Consider the following 16,839-nt stretch of genomic DNA (forward strand, 5'->3'; position numbering starts at 1 on the left):
CCCCCAAGAAAGGAAGCCCCCGGTGACCACGCAGAACCGCGGCTCGATCGCGAAGGTCGTCAGCGCCAGCCTGATCGGCACGACGATCGAGTGGTACGACTTCTTCCTCTACACCTCCGCCGCGGCGCTGGTGTTCGGCGAATTGTTCTTTCCCTCCAACGATCCGTTGATCGGCACGCTGCTCGCGTTCCTCACCTACGCCGTCGGATTCCTCGCCAGGCCGGTCGGCGGGCTGGTGTTCGGCCACTTCGGTGACCGCGTCGGCCGCAAGAAGCTGCTGGTGCTGAGCCTGCTGCTGATGGGCGGTTCGACCTGCGCGATGGGCATCCTCCCGACGTACGCCGCCGTCGGTGTCCTGGCGCCGATCCTGCTGACGCTGTTGCGGTTGGTGCAGGGTTTCGCGCTCGGCGGCGAATGGGGTGGCGCGGTCCTGATCGTCTCCGAACACGGCGACGACAAACGCCGCGGGTTCTGGGCGTCGTGGCCGCAGTGCGGTGCCCCGGGCGGAAACCTGCTCGCGACGGCGGTCCTCGCGGTGCTCGCCGCGACGCAGTCGGATGAGGCCTTCCTCAGCTGGGGCTGGCGGATCCCGTTCCTGCTTTCCGGCGTACTCGTGGTGATCGGGCTGTGGATCCGGCTCGCGGTCAGCGAATCCCCGGTGTTCCTTGCCGCGCAGAAGAATCACAAGACCACGCACGCCCCGGTCGTCGAGGTGTTCCGGAAGAGCTGGCGCGCGGTGCTGATCACGATCGGCTCGCGGATGGCGGAGAACGTTTCGTACTACGTGATCACCGCGTTCATCCTGGTTTACGTCACCACCGGGTTGAATCTGCCGAAATCGGCGGGGCTCAACGCGGTACTCATCGGCTCGGCCGTGCATTTCGTGTCCATTCCCTTGTGGGGCATTCTTTCCGACCGGATCGGACGGCGTCCGGTCTATCTGTTCGGCGCGATCGGCATGGCGGTGTGGAGTTTCGCGTTCTTCGCGATGCTCGACACGAAGAATTCCGGCGTCATCATTCTCGCGACGACCGTCGGGCTGGTATTGCACGGCGCGATGTACGGGCCGCAGGCCGCGTTCTTCTCCGAACAGTTCCCGACGCATGTCCGCTACACCGGCCTCTCGGTCGGCGGGCAACTGTCGTCGATCGCGGCGGGTGCGGTGGCGCCGCTCATCGCGGTCGCCTTGTTCCGCGAGTTCGGCAGCACGATCCCGGTCTCGCTCTACGTCGTCTCGATGTGCGTGCTGACCGTCATCGCGCTGCTCGCGGCTCGTGAGACCAAGGGTCAGTCCCTGCACTCCGAAGTTCTCCCGGAGCGCGGTCACGTGCCAGCATGACCGCTGTGGACGGTTCCTCGCAGTTGCGCCGGCTGCTCGAACTGCTCGCCTCCGGGGCGGGCAGCGAGCAGCTGGCGCACGTCCCGGTCGATCCGAAGGCCATCGAGCTGGCGTTGCGGATCCGGGACACCGTCGCCGAGCATCGGCGGCGTGAGGCGGAGCTGGCCGCACTGTTCGACACGGCGAGCGACCTCGCGCGGCTGGACGATCCGGACGCCGTCCTGCGGTCGATCGTCCGGCGGGCGCGGGCGTTGCTCGGCGTGGACGTCTCGTATCTCAGCCTCAACGACGAGACCGAGGGCAACACCTACGTCCGCGTGACCGACGGGTCGGTTTCCGCGCTGTTCCAGGACATCGTGCTGGGCATGGGCGAGGGGCTCGGCGGGCTGGTCGCGCAGACCGCGCGGCCGTACGCGACGGCGGATTACTTCGACGACAAGCGGTTCCACCACACATCGTCGATCGACACCGGCGTGCGCGACGAGGGACTGACGGCGATCCTCGGGGTGCCGCTGGCGATCGGGAGCAAGGTCATCGGCGTCCTGTTCGCCTCGGACCGGACCACGCGGGAGTTCAGCCCGGAAGAGGTCGCGCTGCTGTCGTCACTGGCCGACCACGCGGCGATCGCGCTGGACAACGCGCATCTGCTCGACGAGACGCGTCGCGCGGTCGCCGAACTGAACGCCGCCAACGCGACCATCAGCGCGCACAACGACGCGATGCGCCGCGCCGAGGACGCGCACGACCGGCTGATGGATCTCGTGCTGCGCGGCGGCGATCTGGCCGAGGTCGCCGCCGCGGTCGCGGACGTGCTCGGCGGGGCCATCGCCGTTTACGACGCCGATGGCGCCGTCCTTGCCCGGACCGGTGGGGACTCGACCCTTTCGCGAGCCGCCGTCTCGGCGTCCAGGGCGAGCGGACGTGCGGTGTCCACTGAGGACGGTTGGCTGTGCGCGGTCCAGGCGGGACAGGAATTCCTCGGCAGCCTGGTGCTGGGCGGTGGACCGTCGCTGGGTGAGGCGGATCGACGGCTGTTCGAGCGAGCGGGCGTGGTCACCGCGGTGCTGCTGATGCAACGGCGTTCCGTGGCTCGCGCCGAGGACGAGGTGCGCGGGGAGCTGCTGTCGGATCTACTCACCGCGCCCGGCCGCAATCCCGCGGCGTTGCTGGCGCGAGGACGTCGACTCGGGGTCGATTTGTCGACATCTCATGCGGTGCTGGTCGCGCATTCCGACGACGTCTCCCGTCGCCGGCTGGCCATGGCCGCCGCCCGGCACGCCGAGCTGGTCGGTGTCCACGCCGACGAGGTCGTCCTGCTGGTCCGGGGTGCGGATCCCGGCGCGCTCGCCCGATCGGTCGCCGCCGAACTCGCGTCCACAATGGACTGCCCGGTGACGGTGGGCGCGGCGGGCCCTGCCGACTCGCCGCGGGCGCTGGCCGAGGCGCACGCCGAAGCCGCGCGGTGTGTCGGGTCGCTGCTGGCCCTCGGTCGAGCCGGCGAGGGCGCGAGCATGGCCGACCTCGGATTCGTCGGTCTGCTCTTGGGGGAACACGCCGATCTCGGCGCGTACGTGACGGCGACGATCGGCCCGGTGCTCGACTACGACGCACGCCGTGGCACGGATCTGATCGGCACCCTCCGGGCGTATTTCGCCTGCGGCGGCAACCTGACGCGCGCCAAAAACCTGCTTCACGTGCACGTCAACACCGTCGTGCAGCGGCTGGACCGCATCGCGTCGCTGCTGGGCGAGGAGTGGCAGGCGCCCGAGCGCGCGCTGGAACTCCAGCTCGCGCTCAGGCTGCACCGCCTCACCAGTGACCGAAACGGATGACCTCGTCGAGGTCGCGGTGGGATCAGCCAAGGGCGCAGGTGGTCGCGAGGTCACCGCTCGCGCGCGGGATCGTCGCCGAGGCGGGTGGCGCAACGCCGTCGAGCCAGCCTTCGAGTGCGGTGAACGCCGTCCGGAAACACGGACCGATGGGACGCAGCCTGTCCGGGTACGCGTCGTACAGGCCGTCGACGTGGTTCCCGTCCACGATCCGGAAGTACCGCTGCAGCCCGGCGCGGCCCTGGTCGGCGATCATCCGCTGGTAGACGTCGGAATCGCGGGTGATCGGCAGCAGGGTGTCGAGGGTGCCGTGCAGGGTGATCAGCGGTTTGCCGATCCGGCCGGTCAGCGAGATCCGTTCGACCGCGCGGTGGACCGACGGCGGGCGGGCGGCGTAGTCGTAGTCGGTCTCGGTGAACGCCGGATCGAATTCGGCCTGGTAGATGCGTTGCGTCAAGCCCCAATAGACGTCGTTGTGGTACTGCCACAAGAACTCCGAGCCTGGCGCGAACCCGGCGTCGAGGATCTTTTGGTGCGCTGCCTCGGAACCGGCGGCGTAGGCGGGGTAAGCCTTGATCGCGGGCGGGAGGAAGGTGAACAGGTTCGGGCCGTCCTCGTGCCAGAGTGTGCCTTCCCAGTCGATCCCGCCGTCGTAGAGCCACGGCCGGTTCTCGAGTTGCCAGCGGACGAGGTAACCGCCGTTCGACATCCCTGCCGCGAGGGTGCGGCTCGGCAGGCGTCCGTAACGATGGGCCACGGCCGCCTTCGCGGCGACGGTCAGCTGCGTGACCCGTGAGTTCCACTCCGCGAGCGCGTCGCCGGGGCGGCGTCCGTCGGTGTGGAATTCGGCTCCGGTGTTGCCCTTGTCGGTCGCGGCGAACGCGTAGCCCGCGGCGAGAACCTGGTCGCCGATCGCGCGGTCGTTCGCGTACTGCCGTCGTACACCGGGCGAACCGGAGACCACGAGGCCGCCGTTCCACCGGTCGGGCAGGCGCAGCACGAACTGCGCGTCGTGGTTCCAGCCGTGCGTGGTGTTGCCCGTCGACGTGTCCGGGAAATAGCCGTCGATCTGGATGCCGGAAACGCCCTTGGGGACGGGGAATCCGGCCGACGTCAGGCCCGCCCAATCGGCTTGGACGGTGTGCCCGGTGGCCAGGGTGCCGGTGGTGGTCAGATCGTCCAAACAGGACAGTTGTTGTTTCGCGGCGCCGGGAACGCGCACGTTCCCGCAACCGCTCGCCGCCTGGGCGGGGCTGGCCAGGGCCAGCATCATCGCGAGGACCAGAATGAGCCGCATCGGCCGACGATAAGCGGGGCTCTCGAGGGCCGGTACCCGGCGCGACCACACAAAACGGGCCGCCGTTGTGGTGGTCCGCCACGTGGAAATCCCGCGGGTGGCGATTTTAGTCTCGGGTGATGCGAAAACTCCTCATCGGCGCGGTGGTTTCGACATTGGCCCTTCTCTTCCCGGCTCCGGCGCAGGCGGCGACGATCCGCCCGGTGACCGGGTTCGGGAGCAATCCCGGTGCGTTGCGGATGTTCGAATACGTCCCCGACGGGCTGCCGTCCGGACGCCCGGTGGTCGTCGTGCTGCACGGCTGCACTCAGGACGCGGCCGGGTACGCACGGGGCTCCGGCTGGATCGGGCTCGCGGACCGCCTGCGATTCAAGCTCGTCATGCCGGAACAGGTTTCGGCGAACAACTTCAACAAGTGCTTCAACTGGTTCCAGGCAGGCGACATCAAGCGCGGGTACGGGGAAGCCGAATCGATCGCGCAGATGGCGCGCTTCGCGGCCGGGAGCCGGACCTACGTGACCGGCCTGTCGGCGGGCGGGGCGATGACCTCGGTGCTGCTCGCCGCGTATCCGGAACTGTTCTCGGGCGGCGGTGTCGTGGCAGGTTTGCCTTACGGCTGCGCGACTTCGATGATCGACGCGTACTCGTGCATGAGTCCCGGCAAGGACCTGACGCCGAAGCAGTGGGGCGACAAGGTGCGGGCCGCGGGCACGGGTTCGCGTTCACCCGTCAGCGTCTGGCACGGGACCGCGGACTACACGGTCGCCCCGATGAACATGCGCGAGCTTTCCGAGCAGTGGACCGACGTCGGTGCCGCCGTCGACACGCACGCGATCACCGGGATGGGGCACGGTCAGCCGATCGCGCCACGGTCCGGTTGCGGTCAGGCGGGGCCGTACCTGCTCGACGTCGGCGTGTGCGCGGCGGGAGAACTCGCGGCGAAGTGGCGGCTAGGCGAGGACGGCGTCCAGTAGCCCTGGAAACCGCTTGTGGATGTCTGCGATCCGTAGTTCGACCCAGCGGGTCCGGCCTTCGACGAACGTCGTCGTCAGACCGGCCTCGCGCAAAACCTTCCAATGGTGGGAGAGCGTCGGCGCGCTGATCTCGACGTCGTACTCGGTGATGGCGCAGCTTCGCGGCGAAGGATTGCTTCGCAGGGCACGGATCAGCTCCAGGCGCACGGGATCCGCGAGCGCCTGGAGCACCGGCACGATCTGGATCTCGTCGGTCGCCGGTTGCGGCAGCGTGCTGCTCACTTCGCTCCAACTGTTTGACAGCCATCGAATAATGCGGCCACTATACCTCTCATGACGATTCGACGATCATCAAATGATCGGCTCGCTCTGGGGGCTCTTCTGATACTCGCCGTCGGTACCTTCACCGTCGGCACGGATGGGTTCGTCATGAACGGGCTGCTGCCCACCATCGCCGCCGACCTGCGCGTTTCCGAAGCCGTCGCGGGCCAGCTGACCACTGTTTTCGCGGTGACCTACGCGATCTCCTCGCCGCTCATCGCGGCCTTCACCGGACGGTTCGACCGGCGCTGGGTGCTCGGCGCGGGGATGGTGCTGTTCACGATCGGCATGGCCGGCCAGGCGCTCGGCGACTCGTTCGCCGTGGTCGCCGTCGCACGTGTGCTGGCCGCCCTCGGGGCCGCCGCGTTCCAGTCCAACGCCTACGTTCTCGCCGGCGCGCTGGCGTCGGACGAACGCCGCGGCCGCGCGCTGGCCACGGTCTCCAACGGGATGAGCGTTTCGATGGTGCTCGGTGTGCCGATCGGGGTGCTGGCCGGGACCTGGTTCGGCTGGCGCGCGGTGATGTGGGGGATCGGCGCGGTGGCGCTGATCGTGATGCTGCTCGTGCCGCTTCTGCCGGGCGTCCGGATGCCGACGGTGTCGTTGCGCGACAGGCTCGCCGTCGTCGGACGGCCGCCGATCGCGCGCGTGCTCGGCGTGAGCTTTCTCGGCACCGCCGCGGGCTTCGCGGCCTTCGTGTACCTGCCGGTGCTGGTCGCGCCGGTGGCGGCGGGCGCGATGATCTCGTGGCTGCTCGTCGGTTTCGGGATCGGGCAGATCGTGGGCAACGCCTTCGCGGGCCGGGCCACCGACTCACTCGGCCCCGCACGCGTCCGCTCGATCTCGCTCATCGGCACGGTCGTGACGCTCGCACTGCTGGACGTCGCGGTGCTGAGCCTGCCCGGCTCGCTGGTCCTCGCGCTGGCTTCGGGGGTCTTCGGCGGAATGCTGATGGTGCCGCAGCAGCATCGGCTGTTCTCGCTGGCACCGGACGCGCCGACGGTCGCCTTGGGGCTCAACGGTTCCGCGATCTACGGCGGCGGTGCCCTCGGTGCCGCGCTGGGCGGGGTCGTCCTGTCGACGGCAGGCGTCTGGTGGGTTGGTCCCGTTGCCGCCTTCGTCGCTCTACTCGCCTTCGCGCTTTCGGTCCCTTCGCGCACGCGAGCGGTCCAGCCCGCCTGACCAAAGTGATAGCAAGGGACCTTTGCTATCGTTAGCATTGGTACGCTAAGTAAGCGATAGCAAAGGTCCCTTGCTCTCTTGTCGCAGGTCAGGGGCCTACTTGACGGGAACCCGGGCCGACCAGCGCTCCTCGATCCGCGCGAAGCGCCATACGAAGAGCGCGAAGAGCCACGTAAGCACGAAGAGCGCTACGACCGCGTAGCCGACGTAGTCCAGACTCAGCGCCCCGATCACCGCGAGTGGTCCGGTCGTGATGCCGAATCGTTCGGTGATGATCGAGATGACCTCGATCGTCCCGATGAGCAGCGCGACCGCGACCGAAAGCGCCGTCACCGTGAGGTTGTAGTAGATCTTCCGCACCGGCTTCGCGAAGGCCCAGCCGTACGCGTAGTTCATGAAGCAGCCATCAGCGGTGTCGAACAGCGTCATTCCCGCGGCGAACAGGATCGGCAGCACCAGAATCGCGTACCAGGGCAGGGAAAACGCGGCCGCGCCGCCGGCGAGCACCAGCAGGCTGATCTCGGTCGCGGTGTCGAAGCCGAGGCCGAACAACACGCCGATGGGGTAGATGTGCCAAGGCTTGCGCACGGCCTTCGTCGCGCCACGGAGCAATCGGTTCATGAAGCCGCGGTTGTCGAGTTGCCGCTCCAGAGCTGCCTCGTCGAACTCGCCCCGCCGCATCCGCCGGAACACCTTCACGATGCCGACCAGTACCACCAAATTCATGATCCCGATGACGTACAGGAACACCGCCGAAACGGACGTACCGATCAGCCCGGTCGCCTCGTGCAACGCCGACGAGTCGTCCTCGACGGCGCCGGCGAGCGCGCGGACGCCGAGCGACAGCAGCAGACACAAAAGGAAGACGATCGTCGAATGCCCTAGAGAGAACCAAAAACCCACCGAAAGCGGCCGCTGGCCCTCGGCCATCAGTTTGCGGGTGGTGTTGTCGATGGCCGCGATGTGGTCCGCGTCGAACGCGTGCCGCGTCCCGAGCACGAAAGCGGTCACGCCGAGGCCGATCCCGAAAACGCCCGTGGCGCCGAGCTCATAGTTGCGCGGCGCCACGAAAAGCGTCAGGACCCCCAGCCCACGACGTTGAGCAACAGGATGAATCCGGCCATTCCGGCCACGGACGCCCGTTCGCGTCGCGTGAGTGCGAGGCGTCGGGATGAACGGGTTCGTCCGCCGGTGCTCACGACCACCCGACCTCTCAGTCACGAATACCTGAGAGCCTAAGCAGCCGAGCAGATGATGGGCAATCGGTGGTGATTCAGCTCGCGTGCACCCGCAGGGAGTCGAGAGCCTTGCGTACGTGGCCATCGTTGGCCGTCAGCGCCTTCGCCGCGTTCGCGACGTCCTCACCGGACAGCAGATGGACCAGTGCGACCTTGAGGTCGCCGTCGGCCTCGGTGAGCGCGTCGGAGCAGTCCGCCATGCTCATGCCGGTGGCCTCGCGCAGGATCCGGATGGTCCGTCCGCGCAGCTTCGCGTTGGTCGCGCGCATGCTGACCATCAGGTTCGAGTACGTCCGGCCGAGTTTGATCATCGTCGCGGTGGAGAACGCGGTGAGAATGATCTTCTGTGCCGTGCCCGCCTTCATCCGCGTCGACCCGGCGATCGCTTCCGGGCCGGTGTCCACCGCGATGAGGACGTCGACACCGGGCGGCATCACCGCGGCGGGGTTGCCCGAAACCAGGGCGGTCCGGGCGCCGCGACGGCTGGCCGCGGCCAGTGCGCCGAGTACGTAGGGCGTCCGGCCGGAAGCCGTCAGCCCGAGTACGAAGTCGCCGGGCGCGACGTCCTCGGCCACTTCGGCGGCTCCGGCCTTCGCGTTGTCCTCGGCGTCTTCGACGGCTTGGCGCAGAGCGCGCGCGCCGCCCGCGTGATGCGCGATGAACCAGTCGGAGGGCACGTTGAACGTCGGCACGAGCTCCGCCGCGTCCAACGTCGCCAGCCTGCCGGAGGTACCTGCCCCGAAGTAGTGCACGCGATGCCCCGACCGCAGCGCCTCCACGGCGAAGTCGACCGCCCGCGCCACCTGCGGCAGAACCGCCGCGACGGCTTCGGGGACCCGGCGGTCCTCGGCGTTGATCGCGCCGAGAATGCCCATGGTCGACATCAGGTCGATGTCGGTCGTCCGTGGATTGCGCTGTTCGGTTGGCGAATCGACGTGCACCACCTGGCGTGGGACGGTCATCATGCGCCTCACTTTTTCGCTCATTTGCCGGTTTCCCGCGGCCGCCGCCTGCCGTCGGGCCGTACGCCCAGCCGGTGCGAGCCAACCGCGTCCCTGGTCGCGTCGAGAGCGTTGACCGACGCGTCCATGTGCCGCTGCGCGACACCGATGAACAGACAGTCGATGACGGTCAGCTGCGCGATGCGACTGGCGGTCGCACCGGAGCGGAACGTCGTCTCACGCGCCGCCGTCGTCAGGATGTGGTCGGAGACCTCGGTGATCGGCGACCGGGGGAAGTTCGTCACGGCGACGGTGATCGCGCCGTGCTCGCGCGCCACACGCAGGGCCTCGACGGTGTCCGTGGTCGCGCCCGTGTGCGAGATGCCGATCGCGACGTCTCCGGGGCTCAGCACGGCGGCCGAGGTCAGCATGATGTGGGTGTCGGACCAGGCGAAACTGACCCTGCCGATGCGGTGCAGCTTCTGCTGCAGATCCGCGGCCACGAAGGCGCTCGCGCCGACGCCGTAGACGTCGACACGGCCCGCGCCGGCCAAGACGTCGATCACACGCTGTAGCGACGGGATGTCGAGCTGGTCGGCGGTCTCCTCCACGGCACGCGCGTCCGCGAAGCTGACCTTGCCGATGACCGCGGCCAGGTCGTCCTCCGGGCCGATCTCGCCGCCGAGGTTCCGGCTCGACCGTGCCTCCGTGCGGGCGGTGTCGGCCGCCAAGGCGATCCTGAGCTGCGGGTATCCGCCGACGCCGACGGCCTTGCAGAACCGCGTGACGGTGGTTTCGCTGGTATTGGCCGCGAGCGCGACCTCGGTGATGCTGCGCCGCGCGACCGTCGCCGGGTCCTCGAGGACCACCTTCGCGACGCGCTGCTCCGCCCGGGCGAGCCCCGGCAGAAGTGAGCGGATCCGGACAAGCGGGCTCGCGTCAGCGTCCCGTGTCGGCTGCGCCGGCACGGCCTCGGACGGTGCGGCCGCGATTACGGAATCGGTATCGCCCACCGTGGGAAAGTTACTAACCGTTGGCATCTGCGACAAGGCTACCCACACCCTTCAGGAAGATCGCAACCTATCCGTGTCTGCGGATTCGATTTGCGATTAATCGTTGACCAGAAAGTCGCTAACCAGGTCGAGGCCGTTAACGAGGTGGAGCTAACGACTTGGCAACTTAGTGTCGCGATGCAAAGGGCTGTGTCCCGGTCAACGGGGCAGTCGGGCAGCGCAGCGGAGCGGCCTGGCTACCTAGCGCTCAACTGCCACCCGGACGCACTAAAAGCGGAGGGTTGTTGCTCACCGTCCAGCAGTGCATGGCCGCGTTCAGTGACTTTCACACCATCCAAAGAAATTCCGCGGCCCGTGTAACGAGCGTCGGTCGTGTAACGCCAGCGAAGGGCGATTTGTGAGCTTTGTGACACCTCGGCGGCGACCCGCCACCAAGCCCGATGTCCATGCCCGCCGAGGCCGGTCTGCTCTCCGGCGGGAGCACCAGGTCCACTTGCACGCAGAGTAATCGTTTTCCAGGTCAGTCCGTCGTCGGTACTTTTTTCCAGAAAGAGCGAATCAGCCGGTCCCTCCGTGTCCACGAAGGTGTCGAAGGAGACCTTGAGTGGCCCGCCGCGGGTCCGCAGCGGCGGGGTCGTGAGCGTGGCCGTGGAGACGTCTCCCGCGCCGCTGAACCAGGCGTCCCGGCCGCGTACCGGGCGGACCGCCATCGCCTTCGCGAGCGAACTCGCCCACGTCTCCCTGGCGAGGTTGATCGAGCCCCAGCTCCGCGTCGGGTGCACGCGGTTGGTGAGCAGGATCGCGAACGAACGCGACAGCGGGTCGATCACCAGCGACGTCCCGGTGAATCCGGTGTGCCCGGCGGTCGAGGGCGCCGACAGCGCGCCCATGTACCAGGGCTGGTCGAGTTCGAAGCCGAGACCGTGGGAGTTGTCGGGGAATTTGTGGTTGTAGTTCGTCAGCATCGCCCGCACGGTCTCCTCGCGCAGGATCCGGTGACCGCGGTACGCGCCGCCGTTCAGGATCGTCTGCGCCAGCACGGCCATGTCGCCGGCCGTGGAGAACACGCCGGCGTGCCCGGCGACGCCGCCCAGCGACCACGCGTTCTCGTCGTGGACCTCACCGCGTACGAGCCCCCGCGGCGGCTTCGCGGCGTACTCGGTCGCCGCGACCCTGGCGAGTTTCGACGCGGGCGGGTTGTACCCGGTGTCGGCCAGGCCCAGCGGAGCCGCGATGCGCTCCTGGACCACCTTGTCCAACGGCGCACCGGCCACTTTCTCGACCAGGAAACCGAGCGTCAGCAGGTTGATGTCGGAGTAGAGGTACGTGCTGCCCGGCGGGTTCTTCAGCGGACTGTCGAGGACGGCCTTCCGGCGTGACGGGATGTCCGGATACCCCTCCCACAGCGAGGGGAGCGGCGTCGCGGCGAACCCTGACACGTGGGTCAGCAGCTGCTGGACGGTGACGGCTTCCTTGCCGTTCACCGCGAACTCCGGCAGATACCGCACCACCGGTGCCGAGATGTCCAGCTTCCCCGTCTCGGCCAGCTGCATCACCACGATGGAGGTGAACAGCTTCGAGATCGAGGCCATGTCGAAGATCGTGTCCGCGCGCATCGGGACCTGCTGCTCGGGCGGCAGTTCGGTGCCCTTAGCGTCGGCGTAGCGGACCGCGCCGCCGACGGCCCGGCGTTCGACGATCACGCCGTCGTGCGCCAGCAGCCCGACCGCGCCGGAGAAGTGCGGGTGCCCCGTCGCGTCCGGCTGGGTCCAGCTGTCGATGAACCGTTCGGCCGCCTTGATCGGCGCCGGGTCGAGCCCGACGTCCGCGGGCGCGCCGTCACGCAGGACGGTGGACGCGGGCGCGAAGCCTTCGCGCGGCTTGTCGAACCGGCCGGCCGCGCGGTCTCGCTGTTGTCCGTTCCCCGGAATCGCCTGTGCTCCCGCCGTCGACAGCGTGGTCGCCGCGACCAGTACGGAAACGGCCGCGATCAGGATCTTCCTAACACGCAAGGTCGTTCCCCTCAGCGATAGATGAGATGGCGACGGCGTTTCCGGTCGAACTCGGCCAGTTCGGCCTGCCAGGACCCGACGATCTCGGCCACCCCGGCGCCCTTGTCGATCATGGTGCGCAGCCTGTCGGAGCCCGAGAGCTTGTCGAGGAAGTTGTCGGGCCGCCACTTGAACTTGTCCGGATGCACCTGCTTCGCGGTGACGAACATGGTGACCGCGGTAAGGATGGCGTCGAACGCCCGCGGGTCCGTAATGGTCACCTGCACGCCGCCGCACGGCTCGTTCACGAACTTGCCGAACGTCGGCACGAAGTAGGCCTCACGGAACTTCACGCCGGGAAGCCGCAGTTCGCCGAGCTTCTCGCGCCAGCGCCAATCGAGGCCGGGTGCGCCGATGATCTCGAACGGCCGGGTGGTGCCGCGGCCCTCGGAGAACACGGTGCCTTCGAACATCCCGGTGCCGGGATAGACGAGCGCGGTGTCCGGCGTCGGCATGTTCGGACTCGGCGGCACCCAGGTCAGCCCGGTGCGGTCGAAGAGCTGGTCACGCCGCCAGTCGCGCACCTCGACGATCTCGAGCCTGCCCGGAGTGACTCCTTCGGCGGGGAGGAACTCGGCGGCGAAGAACCGCGCGAGTTCGCCGACGGTCATGCCGTGCTGCTGCACGATCGGCTTCCGGCCGACACCCGAGGCGTACGCCGGGTTCAGCATCGGCCCGGCCGCCTTGCCGCCCAACGGGTTCGGCCGGTCCAGCACGACCACCGCCGCGCCGACCCTGGCCGCCGCGACCATCGCGGTGTACAGCGACCAGATGTAGGTGTAGAACCGTGCGCCGACGTCGGCGATGTCGAAGACGACGGTGTCGACGCCCGCCTTCGTGAACATCCCGGCCAGCTTCGTCGCGTCGGCGCCGTACGCGTCGTACACGGGGACACCGGTGCGGGGATCGGTGTAGTCGCCCTCGGAACCGCCCGCCTGCGCGCTGCCGCGGAAACCGTGTTCGGGGCCGAACGCGGCGAGCGGCCGGACTCCGGCGGCCACCATCGAATCGACGATGTGATCGCCGCTCGCGAGGACTCCTGTCGGGTTCGACAGCACGCCGAGCTTGCGGCCGGAAAGGGGCGCCCAGCCCTTGGCGGCGAGGACGTCCGCGCCGGTGCGGGTGAGCGGGGGACCTTTGCTCTCGCCATGCCCCTCGACCTGGGGCTGGGCCTGCGCGACCGAGGACGCGGCCGTCAACGCCGGGACGGCCAGCGCCCCGGTGACGAGGAAGTGGCGGCGGTTGAGGCTCACCACGTCAGTCCATGGCCAAAGGGGTACTTCACCGTGCCCACGTCTTTGCCCGCGGGGATGTCCACGGGCAGCTTGCCCTGCGGCTTCACCTTCCCGAGGATCACCTTCGCCAGCGCTTCGAGTGAAGGCGAGATGTAGCCGTACGTGGCGAGCCACGTCTTGATCGGGTTCTCGTATCCGGCGTCGTAGGGGATCTGGGCGGCGACCGCGACGACCGGCTTCCCGGTGCCGGCCAGTGCCTGCAACAGCTTGCCCTGCAACGGATACGTGCCGACGTTGTTGGTCAGCACGACGACGAGGTCGACGTTCTTGGCCGCCGCGACGGCCTGCCCGATCTGTGCGTCTGTCGGGGTCTGGCCGGTCTGCAACGCTGTCGCCTGCGTGCCGTGCGCGGTGAGTTTCGCGGCCAGCGAGGTCGTCGTGCTCACGCCCCAGCCGGTCACGAGCGTCTTCGCGGGCTGCTGCTTGAGCGGCAGGACGCCGCCGTCGTTGCGGATCGCGGTGATCGACCGGTCCGCGATGCCCTGCGCGGTGGCGAGGTTGGCCGGGATACCGACCTTCGACATCACCTTGGCCGGGTCGACGAACGGTGAGGTCAGGATGCCGCGGTTCAGCTTGAGCTTGAGAATGCGCAGGACGCTCTCGTCGATGCGGCGCTCGGTCAGCTCACCCTTGCGGACCGCGTCGAGCACCGAGTTGATCGCGAGGTCGAGGTTCACCGGCATCAGCAGCTGGTCGATGCCCGCCTTGAGCGCCAGCACCGGGATCTCCGCGTCGGTGTGCATCTCGCGCACGGCGTCCATCGAGAGCGAGTCGGTGACGACGACGCCGCGGTAGCCGAGTTCCCCGCGCAGCTTGCCGGTGAGGATCGGCTTCGACAGCGTGGCGGGTTCACCGGACGGGTCGAGGCTCGGGAACTGGATGTGCGCGCTCATGATCGAGTCGATGCCCGCCGCGATGGCGGCCTTGAACGGCGGCACGTCGGTCTCGCGCCAGCTGGCCTCGCTCCGGTCGATCCGGGGCAGTTCGAGGTGACTGTCAGTGGCCGCGTCGCCGTGACCGGGGAAGTGCTTCGCGGCCGCGGACACGGTTTCGGTGCGGCGGCCGGAGTCCTGGAAGCCCTTCACCTGCGCTCCGACGAACTGGCTCGCCAGATCAGGGCGGCCGGAGAAGGAGCGGACGCCGATCACCGGGTTCGCCGGGTTGGAGTTCACGTCGGCGTCGGGGGCGAAGTCCTGGTTGATGCCGACGGCGCGGAGTTCGTGCCCGAGGATCCGGGCGGCCTCCCGCGCGGCAGCGGTGTCGCGGCCGGCCGAGATCGCCATCGCGTTCGGCAGTTCGGTGGCGGGGGCACCCATCCGGGTGACCGTGCCGCCCTCCTGGTCGGTCGCGATCTGCAGCGGGATGTGGGCGCCGCTGCGGATGGCCGCCCGCTGGAGCCCGTTCGACAGCTTGGCGACCTGTACCGGGTCATCGAAGTTGTCGCGGCTGTCGTTGTTGAAGTAGATGACGCCGCCGAGGTGGTACTTCTCGATCACCTGCGCCGCGGTGTCCACTCCGAAGTCGGCCTTGTTCTTGGCGTTGACCTCGTCGGCGGACTTCCCGTTCACCCACGTGACGAACAGCTGTCCGACCTTTTGCTCCAGTGTCAGCCCGCGCAGCGTCCGCTGCGCCTCCACGTCCGCGGTCACCGGCTGCGCGGTCGCCGGAACGCCCGCGACGGCGAGGGTGAGCAGACCCGCGAGGGGCACGGCGAGCGCATGGATCCTCCGATGACGGGCGTGCGCGGTTCGGGTCGTCACCTCAAGCCTCCCAGATTCGTGCCTGACTCTCAGGTGGAAAGAAGTCCACCTGGAAGCACTGATATCCGGAAGCTACCCACGAGCACTTTGCTTGTCCATCAGCCACCCCCGCGAACGGACCGTTCATACACAAAGGGACGCGAAGTGGCCGGTCACGCCGGAAAAAGACGGGCAAAACACTGGCGGCGCCCGTCGGCCGAAGCCGGCGGGCGCCGCCAGTCAGTGCGGGCAACTCGGGCGACCAAGCGTGCAACTCTGGTCGTACCTTCATGGACTCGGCGTCCGGCGTCCCGGTACGCAGTCCCTAGACGACGAGCCTCCCGCGGCGCGCTGCGCGTGGGTACCCGGTGTCCGCACACGGAGATTCGCCGGGGTGGAACAGGCTTCTCTTCTACCTGTTCCCTGGCCGACCGAACGTCCGCACCTACTTTCTACGCCGTGAGCCGGGGCACTTCAAGTGCGCAGACGGGTGCACCGGTACAGAGGCTCGATCTAGTGACACGGGCACCCTCCGCGATGGACAATTCGCGGCCCTGACTGCGAAAAGCGGTTCGGTACCGCCGTGTGGGGTATGCGTTCAGTGGGTGCGTTTGCGCCGGTTGTAGCCGTACCAGGTGGCGCCCGCGGCGAAGGCGCCGAGCGCGACCAGGCCCGCCGACCTAGCCGGGATCCGCGTCCGCAGCGACATCGGGCGCTCGAACGCGAGGATCTCCCAGCCCTGTTCGGTCGCGTGCTTGCGCAGGACGCGGTCGGGGTTGACCGCGTGCGGCCTCCCGACGACCTCGAGGAGCGGGATGTCCGTGCTCGAATCCGTGTACGCGTGGCACTGCGCGAGGTCGTAGCCGTAGGTCGCCGCGAGTTGCTTCGCGGCGACGGCCTTGTTCTCGCCGTAGCAATAGAAATCGACTTCGCCGGAGTAACGGCCGTCCACGATCTGCATCCGCGTGGCCACGCTGCGCGTCGCGCCGAGCATTTCGGCGACCGGGGCGACCACCTCTTCGCCGGTCGCCGACAGCACCACGACGTCGTGACCCTCCGCGCGGTGCGAGGAGATCAGTTCGGCGGCCTCCACGTAGACGAGCGGGTCGACGACGTCGTGCAGCGTTTCGCGGACGATCGCGGACACCTGTGCGACGTCCCATCCGGTACACAGCGCGGAAACCTCGGCTCGCATCCGTTCCGTTTTCGCCGCGTCCGCACCCGCGAGCGAGAAGACGAGTTGGGCGTACGCGCTGCGAAGCGCGGCTCGGCGATTGATCAGGCCTTCGCGCAGAAGGGGCTTGCTGAAGGCCAGAGCGCTCGAGGACGCGATGATCGTCTTGTCGAGATCGAAGAACGCCGCGACCGGGCTCGGTGTCGTGCTGGATTGGGCCACTCGCCAAGGATAGGAGAGCCGGACGGCGGCTCGCCGGTTGGTCGACCACGATCGGGACGCGACGGTGGAAAATTCACGACCGGACACCGGATCCGGCGCGTCGTGCCGTTACCGAATTGTGGGTACCGGCGCACACCGCATCGGGCCGGTACCGGAGTTACAGTGAGATTGTCCGGTATTGCACCGGGCCCAGGTTCAGTCCGACCCCCCGGGGCTGAACCCCA

At 68.4% G+C, this 16,839-nt stretch carries 12 protein-coding genes and 1 pseudogene; 4 read left to right on the plus strand and 9 right to left on the minus strand.

The window, feature by feature from the left end; all coding sequences use genetic code 11:
- The first annotated feature begins 22 nt into the window (after positions 1-22).
- Together ACZ54P_RS04250 and ACZ54P_RS04255 are read left to right on the plus strand one after the other, a co-directional pair.
- Complete coding sequence (locus ACZ54P_RS04250) at positions 23-1,339, plus strand: MFS transporter (RefSeq protein WP_465460078.1); 1,317 nt, start codon at positions 23-25, stop codon at positions 1,337-1,339.
- Positions 1,336-3,171 (plus strand): helix-turn-helix domain-containing protein, encoded by a 1,836-nt coding sequence (locus ACZ54P_RS04255; protein WP_465460079.1) that lies wholly within the window; start codon positions 1,336-1,338, stop codon positions 3,169-3,171. Before ACZ54P_RS04250 ends, ACZ54P_RS04255 begins: the two co-directional genes overlap by 4 nt.
- Positions 3,172-3,193: 22 nt before the next feature.
- On the opposite strand, the gene ACZ54P_RS04260 is transcribed toward ACZ54P_RS04255, so the two are convergent.
- Positions 3,194-4,465, minus strand: coding sequence for a 3-hydroxybutyrate oligomer hydrolase family protein (locus tag ACZ54P_RS04260; protein ID WP_465460080.1), 1,272 nt, complete (start codon positions 4,463-4,465; stop codon positions 3,194-3,196).
- 119 nt (positions 4,466-4,584) lie between these two features.
- On the opposite strand from ACZ54P_RS04260, the gene ACZ54P_RS04265 reads away from it, so the two are divergent.
- Positions 4,585-5,439, plus strand: coding sequence for an extracellular catalytic domain type 1 short-chain-length polyhydroxyalkanoate depolymerase (locus tag ACZ54P_RS04265; protein WP_465460081.1), 855 nt, complete (start codon positions 4,585-4,587; stop codon positions 5,437-5,439).
- On the opposite strand, the gene ACZ54P_RS04270 is transcribed toward ACZ54P_RS04265, so the two are convergent.
- A complete protein-coding gene (locus ACZ54P_RS04270) occupies positions 5,416-5,721 on the minus strand; it encodes an ArsR/SmtB family transcription factor (protein WP_465460082.1) in 306 nt (101 codons plus the stop codon). The two genes, ACZ54P_RS04265 and ACZ54P_RS04270, sit on opposite strands and share 24 nt — an antisense overlap.
- Positions 5,722-5,772: 51 nt before the next feature.
- Between ACZ54P_RS04270 and ACZ54P_RS04275 the strand changes: the two genes are divergently transcribed.
- Positions 5,773-6,942, plus strand: coding sequence for an MFS transporter (locus ACZ54P_RS04275; protein ID WP_465460083.1), 1,170 nt, complete (start codon positions 5,773-5,775; stop codon positions 6,940-6,942).
- Between the two features lie 96 nt (positions 6,943-7,038).
- Here ACZ54P_RS04275 and nicT read toward each other — a convergent pair.
- The 7 genes and pseudogenes from nicT to ACZ54P_RS04310 form a co-directional block, all read right to left on the minus strand.
- Positions 7,039-8,066, minus strand: a pseudogene (nicT, locus tag ACZ54P_RS04280) (Nickel transporter NicT).
- Positions 8,067-8,215: 149 nt separating this feature from the next.
- Positions 8,216-9,145 carry an N-acetylmuramic acid 6-phosphate etherase gene (locus tag ACZ54P_RS04285; RefSeq protein WP_465460084.1) on the minus strand — a complete coding sequence of 310 codons (930 nt, stop codon included), beginning with the start codon at positions 9,143-9,145 and terminating at the stop codon, positions 8,216-8,218.
- Positions 9,146-9,162: 17 nt separating this feature from the next.
- Positions 9,163-10,161 carry a MurR/RpiR family transcriptional regulator gene (locus ACZ54P_RS04290; protein ID WP_465460085.1) on the minus strand — a complete coding sequence of 333 codons (999 nt, stop codon included), beginning with the start codon at positions 10,159-10,161 and terminating at the stop codon, positions 9,163-9,165.
- 209 nt (positions 10,162-10,370) lie between these two features.
- Positions 10,371-12,146 carry a serine hydrolase domain-containing protein gene (locus ACZ54P_RS04295; protein WP_465460086.1) on the minus strand — a complete coding sequence of 592 codons (1,776 nt, stop codon included), beginning with the start codon at positions 12,144-12,146 and terminating at the stop codon, positions 10,371-10,373.
- Positions 12,147-12,157: 11 nt separating this feature from the next.
- Positions 12,158-13,438, minus strand: coding sequence for an exo-beta-N-acetylmuramidase NamZ family protein (locus ACZ54P_RS04300; RefSeq protein WP_465460087.1), 1,281 nt, complete (start codon positions 13,436-13,438; stop codon positions 12,158-12,160).
- Positions 13,435-15,240, minus strand: a complete 1,806-nt coding sequence (locus ACZ54P_RS04305; RefSeq protein WP_465460088.1) for a glycoside hydrolase family 3 protein — start codon at positions 15,238-15,240, stop codon at positions 13,435-13,437. Before ACZ54P_RS04305 ends, ACZ54P_RS04300 begins: the two co-directional genes overlap by 4 nt.
- A 577-nt stretch (positions 15,241-15,817) precedes the next feature.
- The gene (locus ACZ54P_RS04310; protein ID WP_465460089.1) at positions 15,818-16,615 is read right to left on the minus strand and encodes an HAD family hydrolase; all 798 of its coding nucleotides are present in this window, start codon (positions 16,613-16,615) and stop codon (positions 15,818-15,820) included.
- Positions 16,616-16,839 lie beyond the last annotated feature (224 nt).

It is taken from the genome of Amycolatopsis sp. NPDC034160, assembly GCF_055575355.1.

What these genes read in the sequence shown, in the direction of transcription:
- ACZ54P_RS04260 (WP_465460080.1), bottom strand. Translation starts at nt 4,465, where the DNA reads ATGCGGCTCATTCTGGTCCTCGCGATGATGCTGGCCCTGGCCAGCCCC.
- ACZ54P_RS04290 (WP_465460085.1), bottom strand. Translation starts at nt 10,161, where the DNA reads ATGCCAACGGTTAGTAACTTTCCCACGGTGGGCGATACCGATTCCGTA.
- ACZ54P_RS04275 (WP_465460083.1), top strand. Translation starts at nt 5,773, where the DNA reads ATGACGATTCGACGATCATCAAATGATCGGCTCGCTCTGGGGGCTCTT.
- ACZ54P_RS04265 (WP_465460081.1), top strand. Translation starts at nt 4,585, where the DNA reads ATGCGAAAACTCCTCATCGGCGCGGTGGTTTCGACATTGGCCCTTCTC.
- ACZ54P_RS04285 (WP_465460084.1), bottom strand. Translation starts at nt 9,145, where the DNA reads ATGATGACCGTCCCACGCCAGGTGGTGCACGTCGATTCGCCAACCGAA.
- ACZ54P_RS04255 (WP_465460079.1), top strand. Translation starts at nt 1,336, where the DNA reads ATGACCGCTGTGGACGGTTCCTCGCAGTTGCGCCGGCTGCTCGAACTG.